Source organism: Vibrio sp. TBV020 (assembly GCF_046056895.1).
Taxonomy (GTDB): domain Bacteria; phylum Pseudomonadota; class Gammaproteobacteria; order Enterobacterales; family Vibrionaceae; genus Vibrio.
In genome coordinates this window covers 1,122,252-1,147,425 of sequence record NZ_JBEEAQ010000003.1, presented here as the reverse complement: position 1 = coordinate 1,147,425, position 25,174 = coordinate 1,122,252, and the positions used below count along the sequence as shown (strand labels likewise).

23 protein-coding genes are annotated in these 25,174 nt (G+C 44.4%); 4 read left to right on the top strand and 19 right to left on the bottom strand.

The window, feature by feature from the left end:
• Window positions 1-95: 95 nt before the first annotated feature.
• The 15 genes from ccmB to sixA all read right to left on the bottom strand — a co-directional run bounded on the left by ccmB (window position 96) and on the right by sixA (window position 14,826).
• Window positions 96-752 (bottom strand): heme exporter protein CcmB, encoded by a 657-nt coding sequence (gene ccmB / locus AAFX28_RS13230; RefSeq protein WP_408688293.1) that lies wholly within the window; start codon window positions 750-752, stop codon window positions 96-98.
• Window positions 753-766: 14 nt separating this feature from the next.
• Window positions 767-1,387: a cytochrome c biogenesis heme-transporting ATPase CcmA gene (ccmA, locus tag AAFX28_RS13225; RefSeq protein WP_408688292.1), complete on the bottom strand. Its 621-nt coding sequence runs from the start codon at window positions 1,385-1,387 to the stop codon at window positions 767-769.
• A 188-nt stretch (window positions 1,388-1,575) separates the two neighbouring features.
• Complete coding sequence (locus tag AAFX28_RS13220) at window positions 1,576-2,073, bottom strand: DUF2802 domain-containing protein (RefSeq protein WP_408688291.1); 498 nt, start codon at window positions 2,071-2,073, stop codon at window positions 1,576-1,578.
• Complete coding sequence (locus tag AAFX28_RS13215; protein ID WP_004413313.1) at window positions 2,073-2,567, bottom strand: chemotaxis protein CheW; 495 nt, start codon at window positions 2,565-2,567, stop codon at window positions 2,073-2,075. The genes AAFX28_RS13220 and AAFX28_RS13215 overlap by 1 nt, the downstream gene beginning before the upstream one ends.
• Window positions 2,568-2,604: 37 nt before the next feature.
• On the bottom strand, window positions 2,605-3,642 hold the full coding sequence (locus AAFX28_RS13210; RefSeq protein ID WP_408688289.1) for a chemotaxis protein CheW: 1,038 nt from the start codon (window positions 3,640-3,642) through the stop codon (window positions 2,605-2,607).
• Window positions 3,635-4,411 (bottom strand): ParA family protein, encoded by a 777-nt coding sequence (locus AAFX28_RS13205; protein WP_408688288.1) that lies wholly within the window; start codon window positions 4,409-4,411, stop codon window positions 3,635-3,637. The genes AAFX28_RS13210 and AAFX28_RS13205 overlap by 8 nt, the downstream gene beginning before the upstream one ends.
• An 8-nt stretch (window positions 4,412-4,419) precedes the next feature.
• Window positions 4,420-5,550 carry a chemotaxis response regulator protein-glutamate methylesterase gene (locus tag AAFX28_RS13200; RefSeq protein WP_408688287.1) on the bottom strand — a complete coding sequence of 377 codons (1,131 nt, stop codon included), beginning with the start codon at window positions 5,548-5,550 and terminating at the stop codon, window positions 4,420-4,422.
• 23 nt (window positions 5,551-5,573) lie between these two features.
• Window positions 5,574-7,763 carry a chemotaxis protein CheA gene (locus AAFX28_RS13195; RefSeq protein WP_408688285.1) on the bottom strand — a complete coding sequence of 730 codons (2,190 nt, stop codon included), beginning with the start codon at window positions 7,761-7,763 and terminating at the stop codon, window positions 5,574-5,576.
• An 8-nt stretch (window positions 7,764-7,771) separates the two neighbouring features.
• A complete protein-coding gene (locus AAFX28_RS13190; protein ID WP_408688283.1) occupies window positions 7,772-8,491 on the bottom strand; it encodes a protein phosphatase CheZ in 720 nt (239 codons plus the stop codon).
• A gap of 40 nt (window positions 8,492-8,531) precedes the next feature.
• The gene (gene cheY, locus AAFX28_RS13185) at window positions 8,532-8,900 is read right to left on the bottom strand and encodes a chemotaxis response regulator CheY (protein WP_006879571.1); all 369 of its coding nucleotides are present in this window, start codon (window positions 8,898-8,900) and stop codon (window positions 8,532-8,534) included.
• 45 nt (window positions 8,901-8,945) lie between these two features.
• Window positions 8,946-9,680: an RNA polymerase sigma factor FliA gene (locus tag AAFX28_RS13180; protein ID WP_408688282.1), complete on the bottom strand. Its 735-nt coding sequence runs from the start codon at window positions 9,678-9,680 to the stop codon at window positions 8,946-8,948.
• Window positions 9,673-10,560, bottom strand: a complete 888-nt coding sequence (locus AAFX28_RS13175; protein ID WP_408688281.1) for a MinD/ParA family protein — start codon at window positions 10,558-10,560, stop codon at window positions 9,673-9,675. The genes AAFX28_RS13180 and AAFX28_RS13175 overlap by 8 nt, the downstream gene beginning before the upstream one ends.
• A gap of 13 nt (window positions 10,561-10,573) precedes the next feature.
• Entirely contained in the window at window positions 10,574-12,046 is a 1,473-nt protein-coding gene (flhF, locus tag AAFX28_RS13170; RefSeq protein ID WP_408688279.1) for a flagellar biosynthesis protein FlhF, read from the bottom strand.
• 29 nt (window positions 12,047-12,075) lie between these two features.
• Window positions 12,076-14,169 (bottom strand): flagellar biosynthesis protein FlhA, encoded by a 2,094-nt coding sequence (gene flhA / locus AAFX28_RS13165; RefSeq protein WP_408688277.1) that lies wholly within the window; start codon window positions 14,167-14,169, stop codon window positions 12,076-12,078.
• A 192-nt stretch (window positions 14,170-14,361) separates the two neighbouring features.
• Window positions 14,362-14,826 carry a phosphohistidine phosphatase SixA gene (gene sixA / locus AAFX28_RS13160; RefSeq protein WP_408688276.1) on the bottom strand — a complete coding sequence of 155 codons (465 nt, stop codon included), beginning with the start codon at window positions 14,824-14,826 and terminating at the stop codon, window positions 14,362-14,364.
• A gap of 300 nt (window positions 14,827-15,126) precedes the next feature.
• Between sixA and AAFX28_RS13155 the strand changes: the two genes are divergently transcribed.
• Window positions 15,127-17,901, top strand: a complete 2,775-nt coding sequence (locus AAFX28_RS13155) for an insulinase family protein (protein WP_408688274.1) — start codon at window positions 15,127-15,129, stop codon at window positions 17,899-17,901.
• On the opposite strand, the gene AAFX28_RS13150 is transcribed toward AAFX28_RS13155, so the two are convergent.
• Window positions 17,893-18,492: a VOC family protein gene (locus AAFX28_RS13150; protein ID WP_408688272.1), complete on the bottom strand. Its 600-nt coding sequence runs from the start codon at window positions 18,490-18,492 to the stop codon at window positions 17,893-17,895. The genes AAFX28_RS13155 and AAFX28_RS13150 overlap by 9 nt on opposite strands.
• 245 nt (window positions 18,493-18,737) lie before the next feature.
• On the opposite strand from AAFX28_RS13150, the gene argS reads away from it, so the two are divergent.
• The 3 genes from argS to AAFX28_RS13135 all read left to right on the top strand — a co-directional run bounded on the left by argS (window position 18,738) and on the right by AAFX28_RS13135 (window position 21,646).
• Window positions 18,738-20,471, top strand: coding sequence for an arginine--tRNA ligase (gene argS, locus AAFX28_RS13145; RefSeq protein ID WP_408688271.1), 1,734 nt, complete (start codon window positions 18,738-18,740; stop codon window positions 20,469-20,471).
• 106 nt (window positions 20,472-20,577) lie between these two features.
• Window positions 20,578-21,006, top strand: coding sequence for an HIT family protein (locus AAFX28_RS13140; protein ID WP_408688269.1), 429 nt, complete (start codon window positions 20,578-20,580; stop codon window positions 21,004-21,006).
• A gap of 130 nt (window positions 21,007-21,136) precedes the next feature.
• Window positions 21,137-21,646 carry a YqhA family protein gene (locus AAFX28_RS13135; RefSeq protein WP_408688267.1) on the top strand — a complete coding sequence of 170 codons (510 nt, stop codon included), beginning with the start codon at window positions 21,137-21,139 and terminating at the stop codon, window positions 21,644-21,646.
• 49 nt (window positions 21,647-21,695) lie between these two features.
• Here AAFX28_RS13135 and AAFX28_RS13130 read toward each other — a convergent pair whose 3' ends face one another.
• From AAFX28_RS13130 to AAFX28_RS13120, 3 genes are read right to left on the bottom strand one after another with little or no spacing between them, the layout of a single operon-like run.
• The gene (locus AAFX28_RS13130; RefSeq protein WP_408688266.1) at window positions 21,696-21,926 is read right to left on the bottom strand and encodes a FeoC-like transcriptional regulator; all 231 of its coding nucleotides are present in this window, start codon (window positions 21,924-21,926) and stop codon (window positions 21,696-21,698) included.
• On the bottom strand, window positions 21,923-24,199 hold the full coding sequence (feoB, locus tag AAFX28_RS13125; protein ID WP_408688264.1) for a Fe(2+) transporter permease subunit FeoB: 2,277 nt from the start codon (window positions 24,197-24,199) through the stop codon (window positions 21,923-21,925). The genes AAFX28_RS13130 and feoB overlap by 4 nt, the downstream gene beginning before the upstream one ends.
• On the bottom strand, window positions 24,199-24,426 hold the full coding sequence (locus AAFX28_RS13120) for a ferrous iron transport protein A (RefSeq protein ID WP_408688262.1): 228 nt from the start codon (window positions 24,424-24,426) through the stop codon (window positions 24,199-24,201). Before AAFX28_RS13120 ends, feoB begins: the two co-directional genes overlap by 1 nt.
• Between the last annotated feature and the right edge of the window lie 748 nt (window positions 24,427-25,174).

Below are 25,174 nucleotides of genomic sequence, written 5' to 3'. Positions count from 1 at the left end.
CTCACTCTTACTTCAGGTTCGTCTAATTTTTCGTTAGACAATTATTAGTTTTGTAATTTATATAAAGGGAAAATTTCGTGCTTGATCAAAAACAATTAATTGACACTTACTCGCAAAGCGGCACTTATTGCAAAAGGCGTTAGCGTCATTGCTCCCATAAACATTGCGCCAAGAATTGCCAATTGACCGTTATACGCCATTCCTAGTGATGCCGCATCAATCGCTGATGTCGCAAAAATCAAGATAGGAATGTATAAAGGCAGTACTAACAAACTCAGTAACACACCACCTTTTTGCAACCCAACTGTTAGTGCTACACCTATCGCACCGATAAAGCTCAGCGTTGGCGTGCCAACCAGCAGAGTCAATACCACAGCGAGCCATGTATTAAAGTCTAGCGATAATAGGATCGACAATAATGGGCTGATCAAAATCAAAGGCAAACCCGTCAACAACCAGTGAGCAATGACTTTAGAGATCACCACTACCGGTAATGGGACAGGCATTAACATCATTTGTTCCAATGCACCGTCTTGAAAATCATCTCTAAATAAACGCTCCAACGATAAAAGTGCTGATAGCAAAGCTGCCACCCACACTATCCCAGCTGCGATTCTCGCTAGCAGATTTGGCTCTGGCCCGATACTTAACGGGAATAACGTAATAACAATGATAAAAAACCACAAAGGGTTAAAGATATCTGCTTGACGGCGAAAAGCGATGAGCAATTCACGTCTTATAATACTATTCATGGTGCCAAGCACTATTAATCACCTAATTTTATTTTTCTTAATTTCGGATTATCAGCGAACATATCTTGGTGTGTCGTCAGCATAACGATTCCACCACTTTCAGCATGCTGCAAAAATAGCGACTCCAGAACCTTTACCCCCTGCTTATCAATTGCGGTTAGAGGCTCGTCAAGAATCCATAGTTTGTGGTCACTCAGCCACAATCGAGCAAGTGCAACTCGCCTCTGTTGACCTGCAGAGAGCTGACCGACAGGTACATCTTCACGGCCTGCTAGGCCTACTTTAGTCAGGGCATCGAATATAGTGGACTTGTCGAATGATTGACGAGAATGAATACTAAGATAAAAACGTAAGTTCTCGTAGGCGGTGAGTTCGCGTTTAACGCCTGTTTGGTGCCCTAGAAATAAAAGGTCTTGGTGAAATTGGTCACGGTTGGACTCAATATTCTCACCATTCCAACAGATTTCTCCGTCATCACGGTCACCTAGTCCAGTCACGATACGTAGCAAGGTTGTTTTGCCAGTACCATTTCTACCCTCAATCTGAACTAATTCTCCAGAATCGATAGTAAAAGACAGGGATTCAAATAGAATTCTTTCATCTCGAATAGCGGTAAGTTGAGATACTTCTAACATTTGGGGTCACTAGGTAAATTTCGAAAGTGTATCTTACCACAGCCGATGCTTCTCTAAATAGGAATAGACCTATACGAATCACGAAACTACGTAAGAATCTGTTAATATTCAAACACAAGCTTAAACAACTACCACTAAATGGCTACATGGGGACATAAAAAAAGTGCCCTAAGGCACTTTTCTAAACGCTATCTTCTCATTGTTCTCTTACGAGCTGCGGCTTTTTGCCGCTCGGGACTACTTTCGAGAGGAGGGACTTTTTCCTGACCAGCAATCTTTTTCTGCAGCGACATCATCAGTTCAGCTTCTGCTTTTGGCAGTTCGCATTCTTCGATCAACTCATTAATATCGGCTCCTAGCTGAACCATTTTGCTGGCTCTAGAGTACAAACGACCATCACTGTCAGCTTGCTCTAGTTCAGTAATACGTTCGTTTAGGTGCTTAATAATATCTTGCTGCTCACTGACTTTTTGACCCAGCCCAACAACGACGGAACGAACTTCTAGAAGTTGCTTATTGGCTTTCTGTAGTTCTTTATCCAAATGTCGAGTCTGCTGACGCTGATGTTCAGCTGAGCGAGCTTGCCCCTGCTTAACACGTAGCAATGCAAAAACAAAAATCAATACGACAAACGATATTGCTCCAGCGATCACCGGAGCACTAAACATCGAACTACTAAATTCCATTATAGGTGAGCCATCTCATCCCATTCTTCGTCTGTAAGCAGCTTGTTCAAATCTACTAGGATCAGAAGCTTGCCATCGCGGTTACTTACACCTTGGATGAATTTAGCACTTTCGTCAGTACCAACACTTGGTGTAGTGTCTATTTCAGAAGAACGTAGGTAAACCACTTCCGCAACGCTATCAACGAGAATACCAATTACTTGATGCTCTGATTCAATAACAATAATGCGAGTGTTATCTGTAATTTCGCCTTCCATTAGGCCAAAACGAGAGCGAGTATCGATAACAGTAACAACGTTGCCACGTAAGTTAATGATACCTAACACGTAGTCTGGCGCACCTGGTACAGGAGCAATTTCAGTGTAACGAAGTACTTCACGCACTTGCATTACATTGATACCGTAAGTTTCTTCTTCTAATTGGAACGTCACCCACTGAAGCACTTCGTCATTTGACTGCTCTTTTCTTACTTCGACTTCATTAGTTTGAGACATACCTTATCCTCTCTAAGCCTAAATCGGCATAAATGTTCTAATTATCTAATGCTTTTACATCAAGTCCTGCATTAAGCATAGCTATCAATGCTTCGACGTGGATCAAAGCACACATTTTTTCTGTGACCATTCCAGCAAGCCATGGGCGTTTCCCGGCGGTTTTACGCCAACGAACCATGTCTGGGTTTAGCGACTCTGTACCTTTAAGTTCGGTTGATGCCAAGCCCCACATGCTCTCACCTAGCATGACTATGTATTGGTAATCGTCTTTATATTCTTCATCTTTAAGCTTTGCAGCCATCACCCACTTAGCAGTGTCAACAACATCAAGCTGAGCTTCTCTACTTGTCTGTAAACCCAAATACCATTCAGGGCGACCGATTAGATGGTTCATTTCACCAATACGGTGGATGCCACCTAGTTCATCCAATGGGACTGCAAACGTCACGCCATTGACATCAAAATAGAGAACCTGAAAATCTAAATTGCGCTCTGTTGAGTGCCATTCACCTAAGTCACCTGCACCTTGAGCAGTTTGTAACTCAGTCTTTATCTCAGTATCCGTTTCAACGTCTAACTCAGGTTGTGGCAGCTCAACTTCTGGGACAACAATCTCAGGTTCGATTTCTGTCTCAACCTCGACGACTGGCTCTTCAATTGTCCAGTCTTGAATCTCTTCCGTAACGACATCAGGTCGAGTTTGAATCTCTTCAGCCTGAGCGATGTCGACGGTATTTTGTTCCATCACCTCTTCTAGTTCTAACTCAGCAACTGGGTTAGTTGATTCTAGCTGCTGCAGTAAGCGCTCAACATCTTCTAGATTCGGTACTTCAACTTCTTCAGTCGGCGGATGATAGTAGCTCTTCTCTTCCACTGACTGAACCATAGGCTCAAGGTGTTGCTCTGGCTCTGGCTCTGGCTCTGGCTCTGGCTCTGGCTCTGGCTCTGGCAAAACCATAGCTTCGACTTCTTGCTCTACAAGCTCATCTTCGCTCAGTTCTTCAGGCTCTTCGAGGAGCGCGGTGAAGTAATCATCTAGAGCTTGTTCACTTGAAAGCAACGATTGGTTAGTCATTAATTGCTAACCTCTCGAGATAGATTAACAGCTGCTTGTAGGCAAATACGCCTCGACTACCAGAAGCAAAGTGAGACACAGGCAAGTGTTTTAAGCTCGCATCTCTAAACTTGGTATCGATAGGAACCGCTGATGACCAAACCTGATTTGGATAGTCTTTCTTCAATTGCTGTAAGGTTTGCAACGAGGCTCGAGTTCGTTTGTCATACATAGTCGGCACAATCGTCACGTTAAATGACTTGTTGCGAGACTTCTGCATGATCGCCAACGTACGTACCATTCGCTCAAGACCTTTCATCGCCAAAAACTCTGTCTGAACAGGAATCAAAATGCGGTCGCTGGCAGCAAGAGCATTCACCATCATTACACCTAGAATTGGTGGACAGTCGATCAACACATAATCATAGTGACTACGAATCGCATTAAGCGCTCGCTTGAGAATAAGCCCCATGCCACTACGATTACCCATCACTCGATCAAGTGTCGCTAATGACATGTGAGCAGGGATAAGATCAATACCTTCAATATCTGAACGCATTACCAAAGGCATGACCGATTGTTCGGTATATTCCTTTAGCTGAAACAAATCAAAAAGGCTTGAAGGTACGCTATCAGAGTCGTAACCAAGGTACGTGGTTAAAGAGGCGTGCGGGTCAGTATCGACTAACAGAACACGCTTTCCTTGTTTACTGAGCAAACCCGCTAGAGTTATGGTTGTAGTTGTTTTACCTACCCCACCTTTCTGGTTCGCTATACTCCATACAATCATGACAACCTCTATGCTAGACCGACTTCGACTAACATTCGCTCGGCAATTCTATCCAATGGTAGGTCTTCAGTAGAAATACCAGCTTTGGCAACAGCTTGAGGCATCCCGTAAACTACGCAGCTCTCTTCGTCTTGCGCCCAAACTGTCGAACCAACTCCTTTCAGCATACGTGCACCTTCACGGCCATCAGCACCCATGCCTGTTAGAACCATTGAAAGTACTTGGTCAGAATAAATCTTAGCGGCACTACCAAATGTCACATCAACGCACGGCTTATAGTTCATACGCTCACCACCATCAATGATACGTAGCTTCGCAGAACCTGGGCGACCATCTAACATCATTTGCTTACCACCTGGAGCTAGATAAGCAACACCAGGTTTTAGAACATCACCGTCTTCTGCTTCCTTCACTTGAATCTTACACAAAGAGTTCAAACGACTCGCGAATGCAGCAGTGAAAGTAGCTGGCATGTGCTGAATCAACACAATTGGATGTGGGTAATTAGCAGGCAGTTTAGTCAAGATCTTCTGTAGTGCAACAGGGCCTCCCGTCGACGTACCAATCGCAGTTATCTGGTACTTTTTACCACTCGCTTTAAAACGCGTCGCTACAGATGGTTTCGCGGTGGTTGGCGCCGTTGCCGGACGTAACGAAGAACGCATTGTCGTTGGAGTTGGCGAAGCAGCAGGTGCCGCCGGAGCACTTGACCTTACTGGCGCAGCACGGCGCATTGAAGCACGCTTCGATGCAATCTGGATAACACGTTGTTGAAGCAGGCTAACCGCTTCGTCTCGGTTACGAGCAATATCTTCAAACTTCTTCGGAAGAAAGTCGAGCGCACCCGCTTCTAGAGCATCTAACGTCGCTTTTGCACCATCGTGCGTCAAAGAAGAGAACATTAGAATTGGCACAGGGCTCTTTGACATGATTTCACGGACGGCAGTAATACCATCCATAACTGGCATTTCGATATCCATCGTAATCACATCAGGCTTAATGGAAATCGCTTTCTCGACAGCTTCTTTACCGTTAGTAGCTACATCGATAACTTCAAGCCTCGCGTCTGAGTTAATAATCTCGCTCACTCGACGTCGGAAAAAACTCGAATCATCAACGACTAATACTTTGATTGCCATATACGTCCTTTATATTCTTATACTTAGATTCGAGAAGCAGCTGCATACTGCTTAAGCAAATCAGGCACATCTAAGATAAGGGCAATATGACCATCACTGGTGATCGTCGCGCCCGCCATACCTGGCGTACCTTGCAATAAATTGTCTAATGGTTTGATAACCACTTCTTCTTGTCCGATTAACGTATCCACGACAAAACCAACACGCTGACTGCCGATCTGTACAATCACAACATGGCCATGACCTTTGCGTAATTCAACTTGACCCGCTTGTGGTGCAAGCCAGTTCTGCAAATAGAACAGTGGAATTGATTTGTCACGTACGATGATGGTCAACTGTCCATCTACTACGTTTGTACGGCTTAAATCTAAGTGGAAAATCTCATTAACGCTCGCTAGAGGAAGCGCGAATGGGTGACCTGCAACGCCAACCATTAGAGTAGGTAGAATCGCAAGAGTCAGAGGTACTTTGATCGTAATCTTTGTGCCTTTACCCATTTCTGAGTCAATATCAATCGAGCCGTTTAAGGTATTAATCGCTGTTTTCACAACATCCATACCCACACCACGACCTGAGATATCAGAAATCTGCTCTTTACTAGAGAAACCTGGCATGAAGATGAGGTTAAAACACTCTTTGTCAGTCAAACGTGACGCAGCATCTTCATCCATAATACCGCGTTTTACAGCGATACCACGAAGCTTGTCTGGGTCCATACCGCCGCCATCATCAACGATAGCAAGCTCAATGTGATCCCCCTCTTGAGAAGCAGATAGAATCACTTTACCTGTACGAGACTTACCAGCGGCAACGCGCGCTTCTGGCATTTCAACACCATGGTCAACTGAGTTACGAACCAAGTGAATCAACGGATCTGCAAGTGCCTCTACTAAGTTCTTATCTAAGTCAGTATCTTCACCACGCATTTCCAGCGTGATGTCTTTGTTTAGGCTACGTGCTAAGTCACGTACCACGCGAGGGAAACGGCCAAATACTTTTTTGATTGGCTGCATTCGCGTTTTCATTACTGCACCTTGAAGGTCCGCAGTAACAACATCTAGGTTTGCCACAGCTTTCGACATTTCTTCATCATTGCTGTTCAAACCTAAACTGAGAAGTCGGTTACGCACCAATACAAGCTCACCGACCATATTCATGATGGTATCTAGTGTTGATGTATCGACACGCACAGTTGCTTCAGCTTGCGTTTTCTTAGCCGGTGCTGCTGCGTCTTTTTTCGCTGGAGGTGCAGCTTTTGGTGCAGGCTCGGTTTTTGCCGCCGGTTGAGGTGCAGGAGCAGGAGTTGGTGCTGGCGCAGGCTTCGATGCAGCAGGTGCCACTGGTTTGGTTGCCGCTTCAAGCTCTTCAGCACTTGGGCCTTTACCGGATCCATGCAGTTCATCGAGAAGCTTTTCAAACTCTTCGTCTGACATCAGATCACTGTCACCTGTGGAGGCTGGAGCCGCCGGTGCAGGCGCTGCAGCTACAGGTTCTGGTGCAGGCGTTGATTCACCTTCACCTGGCGCTTTACCTACACCATGTAATTCGTCAAGAAGCTTTTCAAACTCGTCATCAGTGATGTCACTACTCATGTCGACTTCAGCAGCAGGTGCTGGAGGTGGCACTGGCGCACTTGCTGGTTTTCCTGGCGCACTACCTGCACCATGCAACTCATCAAGTAACTTTTCAAATTCGTCTTGAGTAATCTCATCAATTGAACCTGCTGCTATCTCAGTTTGAGGAGCAGCCGGAGCTTCAACGACTGGCTCTGGAATGACAGGCTCTTCAACAACGGGCGTCGCAGCAACGACTTCATCAGCAGACTCTGGACTGCTTAAACGATGAAGTTCATCTAGCAATGCTTGTTCAGCTTTAGGCAGCTCTTCACGATCTTGAACCGCTTGGAATTGCTCATTAACCGTGTCGAGAGCTTTAAGCATCGTATCCATTAGACTAGCGCTTACTTGACGCTGGCCATTACGCAAGATATCAAACACGTTCTCTGCACCGTGACATGTATCCACAAGCTCGGTTAGGGATAAGAAACCCGCACCACCTTTAACAGTGTGGAAACCACGGAAAATGGCATTTAATAGATCTTTATCTTCAGGGTTATTTTCAAGCTCTACTAACTGCTCAGAAAGCAGCTCTAATATCTCGCCCGCTTCTACCAAAAAGTCCTGAAGAATGTCTTCGTCTAAATCGTAGCTCATATTTACCTCTAAAACCCAAGACTCGAAAGTAAGTCGTCAACTTCGTCTTGTGATGAAACGGCATCTTCCCTATCTTGAGCGTTAAGGATGGGACCTTCCGGGTCCGTTGATGCTTTGTTCTTGTTATTCTTGCTTTCTTCCAACTGTCCAGAACTGAAGGCAGTCAATATTTCTACTAGTCTGCCTTCGACCTCATCTACTAAGGTAATAACACGTCGGATAATTTGACCTGTTAAATCCTGAAAGTCTTGAGCCATAAGGATTTCGGTCAATTGACCTCTTAGCTCAGAGCTATCACCTTCGACTTCACTTAGTAAGTTATCAATGCGATAACAAAGTGCTTTGAATTCAGCGAGCTCTATGCGGCCATGCATAAGTTCATTCCACTGTGGGCGAACTTGTAGCAGTCCTTCATGGAGGTTATCGGCAATAGGCATACAACGATCGACCGCGTCCATTGTTTTGTTCGCAGCAACTTCAGTTTTATCAATGACGTATTGGAGGCGATCCCTTGCATCAGGGATTTCGTCATTGGCGATCTGACTCATGCGTTCGTCCATGCTGAAATGTTTGATTGACTCGTGTAAGTCACGAGTCAACTCACCAATTTCTTGTAGCATTGGATTCGAGATGTTTTCGTATATGTCTTTAACAAGAAGATCCGCTTCCTGCTGCTGACCTTCTTCTAACAACTCGACAAGTTGCTTTGCCTGTTCTAATGAAATCATTCTGAAATTTGGCCTTTCGCGCCTCTAGTCAGTGCCTTGACTATAAACGCTCAAAAATTTTGTCTAATTTTTCTTTTAATGTTGCAGCAGTAAATGGCTTAACGATGTAGCCATTAACACCAGCTTGTGCTGCTTCAATGATTTGCTCACGCTTTGCTTCTGCAGTGATCATCAATACTGGTAAATGCTTAAGCTCGTCATCTGCACGAATATGCTTAAGCAAGTCAATTCCTTGCATACCTGGCATGTTCCAATCGGTCACGACAAAGTCGAACTCACCCTTCTTAAGCATTGGTAGCGCTGTTAAGCCATCATCCGCTTCTTGGGTGTTATTGAAACCCAAATCACGAAGTAGGTTCTTAACGATACGGCGCATTGTTGAAAAATCGTCAACAATAAGGATCTTCATGTTTTTATTCAAAATTGCCTCCACTGAATTCGAGATCAGTGATTTTTACTCATTATTTGTCCAAGCACTCAACTTTGTGCGTAGACGCTGCATAGATTGGCTTAATATTTGGCTAACGCGTGACTCGCTAACACCAATTACTTCACCGATTTCCTTTAAGTTTAACTCTTCATCATAATAAAGCGAAAGTACTAGAGCTTCACGCTCCGGAAGAGATTTAATCGAGTCAACCAATGCGGTACGAAAATATTCATCAGCGACTCCCTTAAAGGGTAAGTTGTCATCCTCACTGTCCTCTGGCGATATCGAATCCTCCGACACCCCGAGATCTTCTATCCCCACTAAACGAGAACAGTTTATATCCGTCAAAATTGTATGATATTGCTCTAGGCTGATACCCATCCGCTGTGCAACTTCTGCATCAGTTGGGTCTCGATTCAACTCACCTTCAAGTATGGCTATAACCTGACTGACTTCTCGATTATGTTTATGAACAGAACGTGGAACCCAGTCTCCTCGACGTATATCGTCAAGCATTGCCCCTCGAATGCGAATTCCTGCATAGGTTTCGAAGCTCGCACCTTTACTACCATCATAGTTTTTTTGAGCTTCGAGCAGGCCAATCATTCCCGCCTGAATAAGATCTTCTACCTGCACACTCGGAGGTAACCGTCCAAGCAAATGATGAGCAATACGCTTCACCAGCACGGAGTATTTTTCTAAAAATGCTCGCTGACTGTTTTGATTAGCATACTGGTCATAGGTCAAGGCCTTATTCACCAAATGGTTCCTCTAGCATCTCAGGTCTATTAAGTAAGCGTTCAACAAAAAACTCAAGATGTCCACTCGGAGTCTTAGGAATTGGCCATGTTAGTGCCTTACTCGCTAGTGAACCGATGGCTAATGCAGCTGGTGCTCTTGGAAACGCATCAACAACAATCTTTTGTTTTTTAACTGATTGCCTAACTTTATCATCCAATGGAATACATGCTACGAGCTCTAAGCTCACATTCAAGAATCGCTCTGTGACCAAGGTCAACTTTGCGAACAATTCTCTGCCTTCTCGGTAGCTTCTGACCATATTTGCAACAATTTTGAATCGCTGCACTTGATGTTCTTTACTCAATAATTTGATCAGTGCATATGCATCAGTGATCGATGTAGGTTCGTCACAAACGACGATAACCACATCTTGAGCAGCCCTTGAAAAGCTTACCACCATATCAGATATACCGGCTGCTGTATCTATTAACAATACATCCATTTCATCTTCTAAGCTGCCAAAAGCTCGAATCAGGCCGATATGTTGGGCATGCGATAACTCAGTCATCGCCTGTGTACCTGAAGTCGCTGGGATTATTTTGATGCCATGTGGCCCTTCAACAATCGCATCTTTCAGTTCGCATTCGCCAGAAAGGACATGTCCTAAGTTACGCTTAGGTCGAATACCTAACATGACATCTACATTGGCAAGGCCTAAGTCGGCATCAAGTACCATGACTTTCTTACCTTGTCTCGCCATCGAGATAGCCATTCCCAACGTCACATTTGATTTACCAACACCACCTTTACCACCAGTCACAGTAATGACTTTAGTTAGTGAAGGTTGTGTTAAGCGGCGTAGTCCGCTTGCTTGGTCTTGTATCATATTCTTTGTCATAATCGTCCGCCGCCTAGAACCTTTCCGATTCACTATTCCAGTAGTGAGGTTCGTCATCTGTCGACTTCTCAAGTAATTCGTTTGCCTTAGCAACCATATATTTTGGTTGTGCTATGACAATATCTTCTGGGACTCGCTGTCCGTTCGCTATATAAGTCACAGGTAGTGCGTTTTGAACAACAACGCTGAGGAATTCTCCTAAACTCAATGACTCATCAAGCTTCGTCATGATGCATCCTGACAAAGGAATTCGCTTAAAGTGATCGATAGTTTCTTGCAACACTTTACGCTGTGCCGTTGCCGGAAGTACCAGATAACTGTGAATAACTTCCCCAGTTTCCTGCATCAAGGTATCAAGCTGTTCAGACAGTCTTACATCACGCTGTCCCATACCCGCTGTATCAACCAGAATTAGACGACGATTTCTTAACTGATAAATTACATCGGCTAACTCGTTGGAATCTTTAGCGACTTTTACAGGACATCCCATAATGCGCCCATAAATTGCGAGCTGTTCATGTGCGCCGATACGATAAGTATCCGTTGAAACTAGCGCGACATTCTCAGATCCGTATTCCATCGCAGCTCGTGCTGCTAATTTTGCTATCGTGGTGGTTTTACCTACTCCTGTAGGGCCTAGCAGAGCAACAACACCACCGCGTTTTAAAATATCTTTCTGCGAGACAGGTACTTGGTCCGCAACCAAACCGAGTAACGCTTTCCACGCTTTGGTTGGTGCAGTGTCTTCAGGTATATAACACGCAAGTTGATCGGCAAGATCAGAAGAAACACCCATTCGCTCTAAACGCTTAATAAGCATCGCTCGCAGAGGTTCACGTCGTTCAACCTCTTGCCACATTAACCCTGAAACTTGGTGTTCTAAGAGACGACGAATAGATGTCATCTCTTCTTTCATTTCTTCAAGATCTTCGCTTGGAACAGCCGCTTCATTTGGTCGAGAGCGTTCATAACGGGTTGGATCTAATTTCGCAGTCGGTCTATCTAGTCTGCGATCTTCTGCAATCAAACGGGCAAGAGGGGAGTCTTCTTTTAGTTGTACGTTTTCGCGTCCGTCTTGGCGAGCAGCAGACTGCCTGTTCAATAATGCAGCTAACGAGTCCGCACTGGTTTCTTCGTTGCTCTCGTTCGTCTCTCCACCACCGTATTGCTTAAACATGTTCGCAAAACGTTTGGTCATTGAGCGATCCGAGCCAGATTGCGACTGAAGACTTACTTTATCCTCAGCCAGCGCTCTACTCGGTGAAGACATCGGCGCTTTCGTCTGTGTTGGTCGAGGATTGTTTCGAGGGCTAGAACTGTAATTATTCGTCGCGCTGCTCGAACCTTCACCATCTACTGCGGCGACAATCTCGACTCCTCCTGCCACTTTTTTGTTAGACATGATTACCGCATCATCACCGAGTTCTCCTTTAACTTGGAGAAGTGCTGTGCGCATGTCTTTGGCAAAAAATCGTTTAATCTTCAAATTAAGTACCGTATATCAACGTATTAAAGCTAGTTCCCAACAGCTTGAACAATACGAATTTGTTTCTCGTCAGGGATTTCTTGGTAAGAAAGAACTCGTAGTGAAGGAATCGTATTCTTAACAAACTTCGCTAAAGTTGAGCGTAGTACACCCGACGTCAATAACACTGCCGGTTCACCTTTCAGCTCTTGCTCTTGTGTCGCTTGACTTAAAGATGTTTGTAAACGCTCTGCTAAACCAGGCTCGATTCCCGCGGATTCTCCACCAGAAGCCTGCATTGTTTGATGCAATATTTGTTCCAGCTCAGGGATTAATGTAATAACAGGCAACTCTGGCTCTATCCCATTGATTTCCTGAACAATTAGTCGTTTCAATGAGATGCGAACAGCCGCGGTAAGTATGTCAGGTTCTTGACTCTTACTGGAGTACTCGGACAAGGTTTGAACGATTGTACGAATGTCTCGAATAGGTACCGCTTCATTCAACAGATTCTGCAGAACTTTAACTACCACACCCAACTGCAATTGATCCGGTACAAAACTCTCCACCAGCTTAGGTGTGCTACGTCCAAGCATTTCAAGTAGGTTTTGGACTTCTTCATGTCCGATAAGCTGAGAAGCATTATTGGTCAGAAGTTGGCTTAAGTGGGTCGCTAACACGGTTGATGAATCAACAACGGTGTAGCCCAATGCTTGTGCGTGTTCACGTTGTTCTTCTCGTATCCAAACCGCCTCTAGACCAAATGCAGGGTCAATGGTCGGCTCGCCTTCGATCATCCCGTAGACTTGTCCCGGGTTAATCGCAAGTTCCATATCAGGTCGAATTTCTGCTTCACCGACCGCAACACCCATCAAAGTGATGCGATAGCTGTTAGGCGTAAGCTCTAAGTTGTCTCGAATATGTACTGCAGGAATAAGGAAACCGAAATCTTGAGAGAGTTTTTTACGCACCCCTTTAACACGTTCTAGTAACTCACCACCTTGAGCCTGATCCACAAGAGGGATCAGTCGATAACCCACTTCTAAACCAACAATATCAACAGGTTGAACATCGTCCCAAGAGAGCTCTTTTGGTGAGGTTGTTTCCGGTTCAGCTGTGGCAGGAAGGTTCGGTTTCTCAGCTTCTTTTTTCTGTTTACGTGCAATCCAATACGCTCCAGCACCAGCGATGGTCGCGAGCAGTAAGAAAGCAAAATGAGGCATGCCCGGAACAATACCCATGACAAACAAGATTGAAGCCGTGATCATCAGAGCTTTTGGGTTGTCGAACATCTGGAAGACAACTTCTTTGCCCATGTCTTCATCGGTGTTCTGGCGCGTCACCATGATTGCAGCGCCAATAGATAGTAGTAACGAAGGGATCTGAGCGACCAAGCCGTCACCAATGGTTAGCAAGGTATAGATCTGAAGTGCTTCACCAAACCCTAAACCGTATTGCGCCATACCAATCGACAAACCACCAATGATGTTGATGAACAGGATTAAAATACCCGCGATCGCATCACCTTTAACGAATTTAGACGCACCATCCATCGAACCGTAGAAGTCCGCCTCTTTGGTCACTTCTTGTCGACGCGTTCTAGCTTGATCTTGGTCGATCAAACCAGCATTTAAGTCTGCATCAATCGCCATTTGCTTACCTGGCAATGCATCCAAGGTAAAACGAGCACTTACCTCTGAAATACGACCCGCACCTTTGGTTACAACCATAAAGTTAATGATCATCAAGATGAGGAAAACCACCAGACCAACGGCATAATTACCACCGATAACAACACTACCAAAGGCTTCGATCACACTACCAGCAGCACCCGCACCTTCGTGGCCATACAGCAGTACCACACGTGTTGATGCAACGTTCAGAGCTAGTCGTAATAAGGTCGCAATGAGAAGTACAGTAGGAAAAGCCGCGAAGTCCAATGGACGTCGGGTATAAACCGTAACGAGCAAAACCACCATCGCAAGAGCAATGTTGAAGGTGAAGAAAAGGTCGAGCAAAAATGCTGGGATTGGCAATATAACCATCGCCAATGTAGCCAAAACCATGATCGGCGCACCGATGGCTGGCATCGCACGTTGAGGAATTGGAGGCAGTTTGTCCGCGAACGGCAAAGAAAACTTCATAGTCGAGTAGCTACAGTAAATATCAGAAAAAGAACAACTTGGCGTAACTATGCAATATCTAGTCCACCAAGTCTGTCAATTTTATGGCTCGTTGTGATTTAGCTATCGTAGAATAACGAAAGCTGTATTAGGGAGTGGACACTCACTTTCATCCCATACTACCAATAGGACAATAGCTTGGTCTTAGCCTTACTATGGATGAATGTTAAACAGAGCTTCACCAGATAGTTTTTCTAGAGAATACTCAATACAAATCAAACCAGATGTTGGAAACATCGGCGGAGTCATATCGGTCACAAACTCTGCAGTTAAATACCCAACTAACGGTAGGTGCGAGACAATTAGAACACTTTCATATTTATTAACGTCCACAAGCGCTGAAACATAATCCGCTACCTGCTCAGAATCTCCATAGGGTGTTATATCATCACACGTTTCGATCTGTTGTGATGAAAATACAGATGAGATTTCTTGCCAAGTTTGCTGCGCACGAATGTAAGGACTTACTAACACTTTATCAAACTGAGCGAAACCTTTGTCCGCACATGCTCTCGCGACAGCGACTGAGGCTTTACGGCCATGCTGAGTCAGCTCTCGCTCTGCGTCACTTGATGCATAATGCTCAGCTTCTCCATGACGCATAATAAAAATTTTCATGGCTTCTTCCTAATACTATCCCGTAATTCAACTGTAGCGGGCTATTGTTATTCTCGTCTTTTTGTTGTTTGTCTTCTTTGTACTGCGTTGCTTAAAGAAAACTCATTGAGCTATGAATAATTATATCAACTTTGCCCCGAAAGACTCTGACATTCTTAACACTCTTCGCACCGAGCGTTGAATGGCATTGATTTCCATTTTGCTCATATTTCTCAAACAGATAGTTTGCAGTCATCCATATCCGAGTCATAATTACTCTATTGTCTATAAGGCATTCTCAAACTGACTGGAGATGGCATCGTGCACATTAGCCCAAATGATACTAACCAATACCGTTACTTAACACTCTCAAACGGGGTTAGGGTATTATTGATTCACGACGATACCGCACAAAAATCAGCCGCAGCATTAGCGGTGAACGTTGGGCATTTCGACGACCCTTCCGATCGTGAAGGTTTGGCTCACTATCTCGAGCACATGCTATTTTTAGGCACAGAAAAGTACCCTAAAGTGGGCGAATTTCAAAGCTATATTAGTCAGCATGGGGGCAATAACAACGCTTGGACCGGTACAGAGCATACCTGTTTCTTTTTTGACGTTTCACCCAATGCCTTCGAAACCAGTTTAGACCGTTTCAGTCAGTTTTTTACCGCCCCTTTATTTAACCCAGAAGCGTTAGATAAAGAGCGTCAGGCTGTGGAGTCAGAATACAAGCTCAAACTAACTGACGATTCAAGACGCCTGTATCAAGTTCATAAAGAGCTAGTCAACCCTGCGCACCCTTTCAGCAAGTTTTCCGTCGGGAACTTAGAAACTCTCGGTGATCGTGATGGCAATACTATCCGCGACGAAATTGTTGCCTTCCATTACGAGCAATATTCCGCAGATCTCATGACGCTTTCAGTCGCGGGGCCTCAATCTCTCGATGAGTTAGAAGCTTGGTGTCACGAAAAATTTTCAGCAATCCCAAACCACAGTTTAGCAAACAAATCGATTACTATTCCGTACTGTGACGAAAACTCCACGGGCATCCAAGTTAACGTCGAACCAGTGAAAGAAATTCGTAAGCTGATACTCGCATTCCCAATGCCCGGCATGGACGAATTCTATCAATCCAAACCGCTCTCTTTTTTCGCTCACTTACTGGGTTACGAAGGTGACGACAGTTTGATGATAGCACTCAAAGATAAGGGATGGATAACCTCACTGTCAGCCGGTGGTGGTACAAGTGGTAGTAACTACAGGGAGTTCACGGTCAGTTGCGCCTTGACTCCACTTGGACTTGAGCACACAGACGACATTACTCAAGCCGTTTTTAGCTACCTAGAACTCATAAAGAGCCAAGGCTTCGATGAATGGCGCTACCTTGAGAAACAAGCGGTATTAGAGTCGGCATTTCGTTTTCAAGAGCCTACTCGTCCACTCGATTTAGTCAGTCATCTTGTAGTCAATATGCAGCACTATCAGCCTGACGATGTTATTTATGGTGATTTCATGATGAATCACTATGACGAAGCCCAAATACAATCTTTGATGGATTACTTAAAGCCAGACAACCTCCGCACAACCTTGATTGCTCATGGCTACCAGTATGACAAAACCGCAAAATGGTATTTCACACCTTACTCGGTCTCTCAATTTACCCAGCAGCAGAGAGAGCATTTCTTAAAAGCTAGCCCACTCAAGTTTGGGCTGCCTGAAAAGAATCCATTTATTTGCTACGACTTAGATCCTAAAGAACTTGAGTCTACTCAAGTCAATCCAGAAGTCCTTGAAGAACTGCCTGGGTTTAAGCTTTGGCATTTACAAGATGAAGAATTTCGTGTGCCGAAAGGGGTAGTCTATGTTGCTATTGATAGCCCTCATGCCGTCGAAAACCCACGCAATATTGTCAAAACTCGCTTATGCGTTGAGATGTTCCTCGACAGTTTGGCAGCTGAAACTTACCAAGCTGAAATTGCTGGTATGGGCTATAACATGTATGCACACCAAGGCGGGGTAACATTAACCATTTCTGGGTTTAGCCAAAAGCAACCAGAGTTAATGAAACTTATCCTGAGCCGTTTTGCTAAGCGTGACTTCAGCCAACAACGCTTTGAGACCATTAAACAGCAGCTATTGCGAAATTGGCGCAACTCAGCGCAAGACCGCCCTATTTCTCAGCTATTCAATGCGCTTACGGGGATTTTGCAACCCAATAACCCACCCTATTCTGTATTGCTTGAAGCTTTAGAGTCTATTGATGTCAATGAGCTCTCAAGCTTTGTTGATGCAATCCTCGCTGAACTTCATGTCGAGATGTTTGTCTATGGTGACTGGACCAAGTCAGATGCTATCGCTCTAGGTGACACACTCAAAGATGCGCTACGAGTTCAAGATCAATTGTATGAAGAAGCGCTGCGACCATTGGTTATGTTAGGAAAGAATGGTTCATTCCAGCGTGAGGTCTTTTGTGATCAAGAAGACTCAGCCACTGTACTCTACTACCAGTGTGATGATACCAGCCCTCGGAGTATTGCCCTCTACTCACTCGCCAATCACCTGATGTCTGCGACCTTCTTCCATGAAATTCGCACGAAACAGCAGTTGGGTTATATGGTTGGTACGGGTAATCTGCCGCTAAATCGCCACCCGGGTATTGCGTTATATGTTCAATCACCTAATGCAGCACCAATCGATTTAATTCAATCAATAGATGAGTTCCTTAACGCCTTCTATATGGTCTTACTTGAACTCAATGAATATCAATGGCACAGCAGTAAACGCGGATTGTGGAATCAAATCGCTACACCAGATACGACCTTGCGAGGCCGCGCTCAAAGGCTTTGGGTAGCCATTGGAAATAAAGACTTGGAGTTCAATCAAAGAGAAGTCGTTCTAAAAGAGCTTAAAGCACTCACTCGAACCGATATGATTCGCTTCATTGTCAATGAGCTAAAACCAAGAACGGCAAACCGACTCATCATGCACACACAAGGTAACGCACACCATGAGTCGGAGAAGCTCAATTTAGGTCAAGAGATCGGCTCGATTGAAGAATTTCAATTAAGGCCGAAAGATATTGAGTTAGGCTGATTGCTCTGATTCAACAATCGCTTTTAATGGATGGGGGTGGAGCTTAATGCACACCCCTTTGTATTTAAATGCAACCGTCGGGTTATGCAGTCGCTCGCCCTCGCCTTTCGGACTAGAAAGCTTCACTTTTACCCCTTTATCTGTCAAAGCGTCCCAATTTTTCGCCAAAGCAGGAAACTGGTTCTTTAGATCAGCTAAATACTCGTCCGCTGTTTGCGCATTTGACGGGACAACAAATTCTACGTGTTCCCAACTCTGCTCTGGGTAAGTTTTACCAGGTGCTGGATAAGGCAATTCTAAGCACTCAATCTCCCAACCAAGGCTAGTTAGCGCCTGCTCAAACAAAATGACGATGATTGGACGGCCATTAATTTGAGCATTCGAGATAACCTGCCCCTCTTTTTGCCACTCTTGATGCGCTAATTTTGCCAGTTCAGCATCGTTTATACGCAATGCGACATGATCGGCCTGAAATGGTTGTAGATTTATATGCAAAACATCGCTTAAATCTTGAATTTTATGCATAAATTCATCAAGATTTGATTTCATCTGAGAAGGCATTAATTCAGCGTTTATGAGCTGTTGTGACATTTTTACGTACCCAATGCGTTGATTTTTCCTCAATACTAACAAGATCGTCAGGAAAAGTAGAAAATTTCACAGTTCACTCCCTATAAGCGGAGCGATAAAGTTGGTATTATGTGCGCCAAATTTATGAACTAGATCGAGATATGCATTCATTCCACTCCGTGGATATTATTCAGCCTTAGTGCTCTTTGCACCTGAATAACTCGGAATGCATAGCTAACCAATTCCCAGAATTGAAGGAAGCGCGTGTGAATATCCAAGCACTTATTAACGACAAAGTATCTCAGGCTCTTGAAGCCGCTGGCGCACCTGTAGGCAGTCCTGCAGCCGTTCGCCAATCTGCAAAACCTCAGTTTGGTGATTACCAAGCAAACGGTGTAATGGGCGTAGCAAAAAAACTAGGTACTAACCCACGCGAATTCGCACAGAAAGTATTGGATGTTCTGGACCTAGAAGGTATCGCAAGCAAAACTGAAATCGCTGGCCCTGGTTTTATCAACATTTTTCTGAGCGAAGAGTTCCTAGCAAAACAAGCTGATGTAGCTTTGGCTGACTCTCGTTTAGGCGTTGCAGCTGAAGAACAGAAAACAATCGTTGCTGACTATTCTGCACCGAACGTTGCGAAAGAAATGCACGTTGGTCACCTACGTTCAACCATCATCGGTGATGCGGTTGTTCGTACTCTTGAATTCCTAGGCCACAAAGTTATTCGTGCGAACCACATTGGTGACTGGGGTACTCAGTTCGGTATGCTTATCGCAAACCTAGAACGTGTACAAAAAGAGTCTGGCGAAGTTTCAATGGAACTATCTGACCTTGAAGCTTTCTACCGTGAATCTAAAAAACTCTACGATGAAGACGAAGAATTTGCTGTTCGCGCACGTAACTACGTAGTTAAGCTACAAAGCGGCGACGAGTACTGTGCAGAGATGTGGAAGAAGCTTGTTGACGTTACTATGGTTCAAAACCAACGTAACTACGACCGTCTAAACGTTTCTCTTACTCGTGACGACGTTATGGGTGAGAGCATGTACAACGACATGCTACCAGGCATCGTTGCAGACCTTAAAGAGCAAGGCCTTGCACAAGAAGATGACGGCGCTCAGGTTGTATTCTTAGAGGAGTACAAGAACAAAGATGGCGAAGCGATGGGCGTTATCATCCAAAAACGTGATGGTGGCTTCCTATACACGACAACGGATATCGCTTGTGCTAAGTACCGTTATGAGACACTAGGCGCTGACCGTGTGCTTTACTTCATCGATTCACGTCAACATCAGCACCTAATGCAAGCTTGGACTATCGTTCGCAAAGCGGGTTACGTTCCTGAGGAAGTTTCTCTTGAGCACCACGCATTTGGTATGATGCTAGGTAAAGATGGTCGCCCATTCAAAACTCGCGCTGGCGGTACAGTTCGCCTAGCAGACCTTCTTGACGAAGCAGAAGAACGCGCAGCTAAACTCATTGAGTCTAAGAACCCAACGCTAGAAGCTGAAGAGAAGACAAACATTGCTAACACTGTTGCAATGGCTGCTGTTAAGTACGCAGATCTTTCTAAGCACCGTACCACTGACTACGTGTTTGACTGGGACAACATGCTAGCGTTTGAGGGCAACACTGCGCCTTACATGCAATATGCTTACACTCGTGTATCTTCAATCTTCGCGAAAGCGGGCATCTCTATGGATAACCTAGCTGGCGAAATCAAAGTAACCGAAGAGAAAGAAAAAGCACTAATCGCGAAACTTCTACAATTTGAAGAAGCGGTTCAGTCTGTTGCCCGTGAAGGTCAACCACACATTATGTGTAGCTACCTATTTGAACTTGCAGGTCAATTCTCTAGCTTCTACGAAGCGTGCCCAATCCTTAACACTGAAGATGAATCTGTTAAGCAAAGCCGCCTGAAGCTTGCTGCACTAACTGCTAAGACAATCAAGCAAGGTCTATCACTATTAGGCATTGATACTCTAGAGCGTATGTAAGCGACACCAAAAGCTTATAGATAATTAGAAAGGTTGACGTGAGAGCGTCAACCTTTTGTTTTATTTGCAGTATACTCAGCTCATCAATACTGTTTGGACAAAATCTATGAGCTTTGAACTCCACCCTCAACTCGCCAACGACACCACGGTCATCGGTCATTTCCCACTATGTGTAGCTTTACTGCATAAAGATAATGCGGTGCCATGGGTTATCTTGGTTCCTAAGCGCGCAAACCTTAAAGAATTGCACCACCTACCAATGCAAGAGCAACAACAATTCTTACATGAGTCACAAGCGGTAAGCCAAGCTCTGGAAGCCACTTTCCAGCCAGACAAGCTCAATTTAGGAGCGCTAGGTAATATGGTGCCTCAACTTCACATCCATCATATCGCTCGATTCCAAAGTGATGTCGCATGGCCAGGGCCAGTATGGGGTAACACTCAAGGAGAGTTCCGTAGTGAAGAAGAACAAGCTGAACTACAAATGCGAATTGGCAACGTCTTATCACTAAGTAAGCTATTCACACGCGCCTAGCATATCTAAAAATCAGCTGTAAACAATACAGCTGATTAATGACATATTTGTAATAATCTTTCTCAGAATCTTGGGATTATCACACCAGTTACTCTTCTATACACTGTGCCCACAGATTAAGGAGAGAGACATGAGTAAAAAAGCCTTCCATTATTTTCGTTACATTAGTTGGATTGCCATCGTTTGTTCAATGGTAGGGTCTGCACTGCTATTTATCATTGGTGCCAGCAAAACCTATACCGCTATTGAAGTCTTTCTGCTTGGAGCAGTGCCTAGTACTGAACTGCAACACTTGGATAGCGCGGATATTGCCATTAGCTACATTGTAAAGTCACTCGATACTTTTCTAGTTGCGCTAGTTCTGTTTATCTTCGCTCATGGTATCTACACCCTATTCATTAAAAATGAAAGTAAAGAATCGATACCAAACCAACCTCTAAGTTGGATTAAGACGCCAAACATTGGCCACCTAAAAAACAAGCTGACCGAAGTCATTATTGTCATTCTGTTTGTTAAGTTTTTAGAGCTGGTATTGATCAACTTCAATCAACTGAGTTGGGAGATCTTACTTCTTCCTGCATCAATTTTGTTGTTGAGCATTGGGGTTAAACTGCTAGGGCTTGGTCAACATAACGAATAAAAAAAGCCGTTCTTCATAAGAACGGCTTTTTTAATTTTCAACGTTTAGTTTACATAGTAACGGTCATCGCTAAGGAGTCACTTGTTACCTTAGCGTAACGTACCCTAGTAACGTGTTTCGCGGCGTTGGTATCGACTAAGCGTGATACCATGCCTTTATTGATCCATACCGAGAGCATCGCATCCACACCGTCTTCACTTAGACAAAATTTCTTCGCTAGGTCTTTTCTCGATACACAACCCTCTGCATCGATATGTTGCTTCAGCTCGCTAAGAATCATGCTAATTGTGCCTCTAACTCTTCTACTTGTTTACATCCAGCCGCTTTTAGCATACGGAAGGTGATAACGCTTATTAGTAGGATGCCACCGATCCAAGCCGCACTAGTAGCAGGATGGTCTGCAAAGTGAGAGGCTTGGTAATACAATGTTGCACCACCATAAGCTAAACCCATCGTCCAGACAGCAATAAAGCGTGCGTATTTTTGCCCAAATTCGCGCACATAAGCGCCCATAGCAGCAACACATGGTGTGTAGAGCAAGATAAAGATTAGGTAGGCAAACGCAGCATGGCTTGATGCGAAGTAGCCTTTTAGGTTACCAAAAATAGATGCGTCCACTTCTTGCTCTTCAGCAACTGTTTGGCTATCCGTGAGGTCACCGACTTCAATACCCAATGGATCTGAGTAGCTTAAACCCGCTAGGTTATCTGGAATAGACATGACCGCTTCTTCAAGACTTGCCATTAAGTCAAATTCACCCGCTTCTTCATCACTTGGTGCATACAAACTGTTCAACGTACCCACTACAGCTTCTTTAGCGAAGATACCGGTGATAATGCCCACTGTTGCCGGCCAGTTATCTTCTTGGATACCAATCGGCGCAAAAATCGGTGTCACGACTTGAGAAGCTTTTGAAAGTACCGAGTTTTCGCTGTCTTCATTACCAAATGAACCATCCGTACCCACAGAGTTTAGGAAGCTCAGAATCGTCACTACCACAACGATCGTTTTACCCGCACCAAGGACGAAACGCTTCAGCTTTTGCCACGTTTTGATCACGACATTACGCATTGTCGGTAATTCGTAATCAGGCATTTCCATCACTAGGCTATCGCTTGAGCCTGGGTATAAGGTGTTTTTCAGCACTAATCCCGTGAACACTGCTGCGACGATACCTAATAGGTAAAGAGCAAACACAACGTTTTGTCCACTTTGTGGGAAGAATGCTGCTGCAAATAATGCATATACTGGCAAGCGAGCACCACAAGACATAAATGGCGCCATTGATGCTGCGAGTTTACGTTCACGTTCTTGGTCGAGTGTACGAGTCGCCATGATCGATGGAACATTACAACCAAAACCCAAAACAAGTGGCACAAACGCTTTACCCGGCAGACCAATCTTTTGCATCACTTTATCGAGTACAAATGCTGCACGTGACATATAACCCGAGCTCTCTAGCACCGCTAAGAATAAGTACAGACAGGCTATCACAGGAATAAAGGTTGCGACCGTTTGGATACCGCCACCGACGCCATCTGCAAGAAGAGTAACCAACCATACAGGTAAGTGATCATCTAGTAGATAATGGCCACCATCCACCAGCAGAGCACCGACACCAATATCGAAAAAGTCGATAAATGCGCTACCAATGTTTATCGAGAACATAAACATCAAATACATGACAACAAAGAAGAAAGGTACGCCAACCCACTTATTCAAAATGATGTTGTCAACTTTCTCCGTGAAACTGTGGCTTAGTTTTCCTTCCGTGCGGCGAACTTTTTTACACTGTTCATGCAGGAATGTGTACTTCACATCTGCGACTAGCAAATCTACATCGAAAGAAACCTCACTCTGCTCTGCTTTAACGGCCGTTCGTGCTGGCTGCGCCAAAGCGTTGAGTACCAATAAGTCGTTTTCTAATGCTCGGATTGCCAAAGCTCGTGGTGAAACTTCTGACTGCTGATCAAATATTGCCTCCACCTTTGCAATAGCGCTTTCAAATTCTGATCCGTAGTCCAAACGCATCTCGTTAAGAGCAACACCTTGAACGAGCGATTTATGTAAACGCTCTTTGAATGCTTGGACTTGTGATTTGTTGTTCGCAGAAATTGCAAATACTGGGCAGCCCAGCACCTTTTCTAAACCTTTAAGATCAATGGTTTGACGCTCACGTTTTAGCGCGTCCATTTTGTTCAAGACGACAACCATCGGACGGCCTAATTCACGCAATTGAAGCGTCATATATAAGCTACGCTCTAAACACGTTGCGTCAACAACGTTAATAATTAGGTCCGCAGGGTGAGTCAAGACTGCACGAGATGCGATTGATTCATCAATACTGTTACCATCATTACCACTATCCAAAGCATAAATACCAGGTAAATCGGTCAGTAAAAAGTCATCGCTAGAGTGGGTGTATTTACCTGTTTTCTTCTCAACGGTAACACCAGCCCAGTTACCTACTTGCTGCTTAGCACCAGTCAAGCCATTAAAAAGCGTTGTTTTACCACTGTTTGGGTTACCAACGGTTAAGATTTTATATTCCATTAGTTCGCCTCCACTTGAATTGCGTCAGCAATGTTCAGACGAACGGCTAAAGAAACACCACGAACTTCAACTTGAAGAGGGTCTCCCATTGGTGCCTTACGGATCAGTTTGACGGGGGTTTGAGGCAATAGCCCCATTACCATTAATTTTTTTCTGACGTCATTGGAGAGCTCAGTAAAGCTAGTAATAGTTGCTTTTTGCCCTTGTTGTAATTGTGAGAGTTTCATAGACAGGCCAAGATATATAAATGAGAAGAATTTTTATTAACAATCGCAATACTAGCTCTGATATAGCAGATAGATCTTGTCTGAAATCAATGTTTCCAATAATTCGATAGTGAAAAACGTAAAAACTACTCACGTCAATTTCGTTAAAAAGTTTGAAATTAAATCTATAAATATAACTATACAATTTATCAATAAGTAGAAAACCCACAATAAAGTCTTTAAAAACATAAACTTATGAAAGTGTCGCTTTTCTTATGTCAATCTGGCGTTAATTTTATAAGTAAAATAAGTAAGCGCAGTTATAGTTATTCACGTCGACAGGGAACACCCTAACGACAAAACATTGAATTCCAGAGGTGGCGCAACAAGCGTCACTCCGGCAGCAAGCGAAGGTGTCATTGGCACCCGTGGTATAGTCCCCCCGGCTATACCACGATATTTTTTTTCTTGTCCTAATCTCCCTCAAGCACTCAGCACTCAGCACTCAGCACTCAGCACTCAGCACTCAGCACTCAGCACTCAGCACTCAGCACTCAGCACTCAGCACTCAGCACTCAGCACTCAGCACTCAGCACTCAGCACTCAGCACTCAGCACTCAAGCAGGGTATCGTTTCTATATTACGCATCAACCCATCCATATAGACATATCACTAATGCTCAGGGTTAACGCAGAGTTTTGGTTTCTAATACCAATAGGAAAGAGCCACACCGCTATTCTTCACGGTATAGCCCAAAGAGACAAAATAG

Bases quoted from the DNA above. Each gene is read 5' to 3' on its own strand.
- ccmB (WP_408688293.1), bottom strand. From the start codon at position 752: ATGAATAGTATTATAAGACGTGAATTGCTCATCGCTTTTCGCCGTCAA.
- ccmA (WP_408688292.1), bottom strand. From the start codon at position 1,387: ATGTTAGAAGTATCTCAACTTACCGCTATTCGAGATGAAAGAATTCTA.
- AAFX28_RS13220 (WP_408688291.1), bottom strand. From the start codon at position 2,073: ATGGAATTTAGTAGTTCGATGTTTAGTGCTCCGGTGATCGCTGGAGCA.
- AAFX28_RS13215 (WP_004413313.1), bottom strand. From the start codon at position 2,567: ATGTCTCAAACTAATGAAGTCGAAGTAAGAAAAGAGCAGTCAAATGAC.
- AAFX28_RS13210 (WP_408688289.1), bottom strand. From the start codon at position 3,642: ATGACTAACCAATCGTTGCTTTCAAGTGAACAAGCTCTAGATGATTAC.
- AAFX28_RS13205 (WP_408688288.1), bottom strand. From the start codon at position 4,411: ATGATTGTATGGAGTATAGCGAACCAGAAAGGTGGGGTAGGTAAAACA.
- AAFX28_RS13200 (WP_408688287.1), bottom strand. From the start codon at position 5,550: ATGGCAATCAAAGTATTAGTCGTTGATGATTCGAGTTTTTTCCGACGT.
- AAFX28_RS13195 (WP_408688285.1), bottom strand. From the start codon at position 7,763: ATGAGCTACGATTTAGACGAAGACATTCTTCAGGACTTTTTGGTAGAA.
- AAFX28_RS13190 (WP_408688283.1), bottom strand. From the start codon at position 8,491: ATGATTTCATTAGAACAGGCAAAGCAACTTGTCGAGTTGTTAGAAGAA.
- cheY (WP_006879571.1), bottom strand. From the start codon at position 8,900: ATGAAGATCCTTATTGTTGACGATTTTTCAACAATGCGCCGTATCGTT.
- AAFX28_RS13175 (WP_408688281.1), bottom strand. From the start codon at position 10,560: ATGACAAAGAATATGATACAAGACCAAGCAAGCGGACTACGCCGCTTA.
- flhA (WP_408688277.1), bottom strand. From the start codon at position 14,169: ATGAAGTTTTCTTTGCCGTTCGCGGACAAACTGCCTCCAATTCCTCAA.
- sixA (WP_408688276.1), bottom strand. From the start codon at position 14,826: ATGAAAATTTTTATTATGCGTCATGGAGAAGCTGAGCATTATGCATCA.
- AAFX28_RS13150 (WP_408688272.1), bottom strand. From the start codon at position 18,492: ATGTCACAACAGCTCATAAACGCTGAATTAATGCCTTCTCAGATGAAA.
- AAFX28_RS13140 (WP_408688269.1), top strand. From the start codon at position 20,578: ATGAGCTTTGAACTCCACCCTCAACTCGCCAACGACACCACGGTCATC.
- AAFX28_RS13135 (WP_408688267.1), top strand. From the start codon at position 21,137: ATGAGTAAAAAAGCCTTCCATTATTTTCGTTACATTAGTTGGATTGCC.
- AAFX28_RS13130 (WP_408688266.1), bottom strand. From the start codon at position 21,926: ATGATTCTTAGCGAGCTGAAGCAACATATCGATGCAGAGGGTTGTGTA.
- feoB (WP_408688264.1), bottom strand. From the start codon at position 24,199: ATGGAATATAAAATCTTAACCGTTGGTAACCCAAACAGTGGTAAAACA.
- AAFX28_RS13120 (WP_408688262.1), bottom strand. From the start codon at position 24,426: ATGAAACTCTCACAATTACAACAAGGGCAAAAAGCAACTATTACTAGC.